This is a genomic window from Kitasatospora sp. NPDC056800 (assembly GCF_042789775.1).
GTDB lineage: Bacteria > Actinomycetota > Actinomycetes > Streptomycetales > Streptomycetaceae > Kitasatospora.
This window is the reverse complement of sequence record NZ_JBHUAL010000374.1, coordinates 1-3,050: the sequence shown is the minus strand read 5'-3', so window position 1 is coordinate 3,050 and position 3,050 is coordinate 1. Positions and strand designations below refer to the sequence as shown.

General features: G+C 73.4%; 4 protein-coding genes. 1 reads left to right on the top strand and 3 read right to left on the bottom strand.

Annotated features, from left to right (window positions below; all coding sequences use genetic code 11):
• Positions 1–33 precede the first annotated feature (33 nt).
• The 3 genes from ACFRQN_RS40350 to ACFRQN_RS40340 all read right to left on the bottom strand — a co-directional run bounded on the left by ACFRQN_RS40350 (position 34) and on the right by ACFRQN_RS40340 (position 2,071).
• Positions 34–384 (bottom strand): 5-carboxymethyl-2-hydroxymuconate Delta-isomerase, encoded by a 351-nt coding sequence (locus ACFRQN_RS40350; protein ID WP_375877678.1) that lies wholly within the window; start codon positions 382–384, stop codon positions 34–36.
• A 127-nt stretch (positions 385–511) separates the two neighbouring features.
• Positions 512–904, bottom strand: coding sequence for a ribonuclease domain-containing protein (locus tag ACFRQN_RS40345; protein WP_074003174.1), 393 nt, complete (start codon positions 902–904; stop codon positions 512–514).
• A 96-nt stretch (positions 905–1,000) separates the two neighbouring features.
• Positions 1,001–2,071: a phosphatidylinositol-specific phospholipase C domain-containing protein gene (locus ACFRQN_RS40340; RefSeq protein ID WP_063780152.1), complete on the bottom strand. Its 1,071-nt coding sequence runs from the start codon at positions 2,069–2,071 to the stop codon at positions 1,001–1,003.
• Between the two features lie 291 nt (positions 2,072–2,362).
• Here ACFRQN_RS40340 and ACFRQN_RS40335 point away from each other — a divergent pair, with 291 nt between their 5' ends.
• Positions 2,363–3,007 (top strand): dihydrofolate reductase family protein, encoded by a 645-nt coding sequence (locus ACFRQN_RS40335; protein ID WP_074003175.1) that lies wholly within the window; start codon positions 2,363–2,365, stop codon positions 3,005–3,007.
• The last annotated feature ends 43 nt before the right edge of the window (positions 3,008–3,050 follow it).

Genomic DNA, 3,050 nt, shown 5'->3' with positions numbered 1-3,050 from the left:
CCCGCGGGCCCGGCGCCGTCGCCGCTTTCCGGGTCAGTGCCCCGGGTGGTGGACGAACCGGTAGGTGTCCCGGTCGAGTTCGGTGACCTGGACGCCGATGGCGGCGGGCCCGGCGATCCGGGCGCGCAGGGCGGCGAGCACCCGGGCGGTCAGCTCGGCGCGCTGCTCGGCGCTGCGGCCGGCCAGGATCTTCACCTCGACCAGCACCACGGCCTCGCCGCTCGTCCCGTCGCCGACCCGATGGCCGCCGGCGGGGCGGAAGAGCGTCTTGCAGTCCGCCACCGTGGTGTCGATCACCTCGGTGATCGCCTGGTGGACCTCGGCGGCCAGCGCCGTCCGGTCGAAGTCGAGTTCGGCCGAGTGGTCGACCAGGATCTGCGGCACGGGAACCTCCGGGAGTCGTTGCCGGGACGCCGCCGACGCTACCGGACGGGCCCCGAGCGCAAACCCCGGGCCCCGGCGCGGGGTGCGGCGCCGGGGCCCGGGGCTGTCCGGTGGATCGGTGGCCGGGTCAGCAGCCGAAGTCGACCTTGCGGAAGGTCACGTAGTGGTCGGCGGTGTAGTAGTCCTCGTGGTACTGCTTGCCGGTGACGATGCGACGGGTGCCGCGGGTCGGCGAGCCCGGGGTGACCACGGTGTACTCGTGGTAGTAGCCGGTCGCCTGCGCGGGCAGCACGCGCTCCTTGTTCTGGAAGACGACGCCGTCCTGGCTGTACGGGAAGGGACCGCCGGAGGCGATCAGGTTGAGGGTGGTGTGGGCCTGGGAGGGCAGGGCCGACAGGCACACCGAGCCGCTCACCGCGGCGTGCGCCTCGGTGGCGACGGCGATCGGCGCGAGGGTGACCAGGGCGACGGTGGCGGTGGCGGCGACGCGGGTCTTCCACGCGCGTAGAGTTCGGGTCATGACAACCAGGATGGCGATCCTCCGGGCCCTCCGGAAGCCCCGTTCCAACTCTTCACCTCCGGTCAACTTCGCTGTCCCTCCCAGGACTTGACCAGGTCAGCCGCGCGACAGCACCAGCGACTGGACCGACGCCAGCCGGCGCCAGTCACTGGAGACGATGCTCGCGTGCGCCTTCGCCAGCTGCTCGGTGCGGGCCCTCGCCTGGTCGGCCGTCGGGTCGGTGGCACTGATCTCCGGGGCGACCAGGTGGGAGTCCGTCATCACCAGCAGGTAGTGGGCGTTGTCGTACCAGGCGGTGTCGATGGTCCTGACGAAGGTGGAGGCGTCGCCGTCGAAGACCACGAACCAGGGCCGGATCGAGGTGTCCGCGCCGGTGTACTGGCTCCGCGGGTCGCCGGTGGCGGCGCCGAGCACGGACGGGAAGACCTGCGCCTGGCCGATCCGGCCCGCCGCCGCCAGGTCGCGCAGGTGCCGGCCCTGCTCCACGTCGGTGTGCAGGGTGTCGAAGGGGTTGCCCAGCTCGACGGTGCCCGGGATCGCGTACAGCAGCACCTTCCCGGCCAGCGCCGAGCGGCGCGGCCAGTTGCCCGCCCGCACCGCCTCGTCGACGCTCGCGTACGAGCCGCCGCCGGGCTTGGCCAGCAGGTCGGCCGGGCGCAGCACCGCGGAGCCCAGGTGGTCGGCGATCAGCGCGTCCAGCTGGTCCGGGCCCATCCCGAGGTCGGCCGAGTAGCCCGGCTTGAGCTCCAGCTTGATCACCAGCGGCCCGGCGCCCGGGTGCGCGGCGAGCCAGACCCGGACGTCGTCCAGGCAGTTCTCCAGGTACTGGTCGGTGCTGCCGCCGTACAGCTGCGCGGGGGTGCTCGCGGCGGTGCAGTTGTTGGAGTTGCCGAACGGGTTGGAGTGGCTGACCTGCCACCGCTTGGTGAAGATGTTCGGCCAGAGGTCCAGCTCGATCATCCCGGTGCCGGTGTCCAGGCCCTGGGCGAGGTACGGGAAGGCCGCCGGGTCGTAGGTGTTGTGGAGGCCGACGGTGGTCGCGGAGCCGAACGGCAGGTCGCCCGGCCCGGCCGTGGTGGCGTCCGCCGGGGCGGTCGGGATCAGCGCGGCCGCGGCGGCGATCAGGCCGGCGGCCAGGAGTCCGGTCAGGGTGCGGCGTACGGTCATCGGAACGGTCCCCCAAGTCGTGGGATGCCGGCCGCCCTGCTCCCGGGCAGCCTGACGAAGCATCGCCCGCCCGGGCGTGCTCAGGATGAAGAAGGCACGACAATAGCGTGACGGCTGCACCGCTTCTCCCCCGCTCCCCTCCTCTTCCTCCACGCGCTCCGCACCCGTCCCACCCGCCACGCCCGGGACGGTGACGGAACGTCATGGCGTCGGAGCCGCGGGTTAGCGTGGCCCGCGAAACGGGGCGCGGCCGACCGGTGCGCGCCGAGGCGCCGAGCGGCGGAGGCTGCGATGTCCCTGGTCCGGGTCCACAACTTCTCGATCTCCCTGGACGGCTACGGCACGGGCGAGGGCCAGAGCCTCGACGCACCGTTCGGCCACGCCGGCGGCCGGCTGCACAGCTGGTTCTTCGGCACCCGGACGTTCCGGCGGATGCAGGGCGAGGAGGGCGGCAGCACCGGCGTGGACGACGCGATCGCCCGCACCTGGGCCGACGGCATCGGCGCGGAGATCATGGGCCGCAACAAGTTCGGCCCGCAGCGCGGCCCCTGGCAGGACGAGGACTGGCGGGGCTGGTGGGGGCCGAACCCGCCGTTCCACACCCCGGTCTTCGTGCTCACCCACCATCCGCGCCCCTCGGTGGAGATGGACGGCGGGACGGTCTTCCACTTCCTGGACGCCTCCCCCGAGGAGGCGCTGCGCCGGGCCAGGGAGGCGGCCGGCGGCCTGGACGTGCGGATCGGCGGCGGCCCGAGCAGCGTCCGCGCCTTCCTGGCCGCCGATCTGGTCGACCACCTGCACGTGGTCGTGGTGCCGGTGCTGCTCGGCCGGGGCGAGCGGCTCTGGGACGGGCTCGAAGGGCTGGAGCAGCGCTTCCGCACCGAGGCGGTGAGCAGCCCGAGCGGCGTCACCCACCTCACCTTCACCCGGCCGTAGCCGGCCCTCGTGCGAACGACGGCGGCCTCCCCGCACCCGCGGG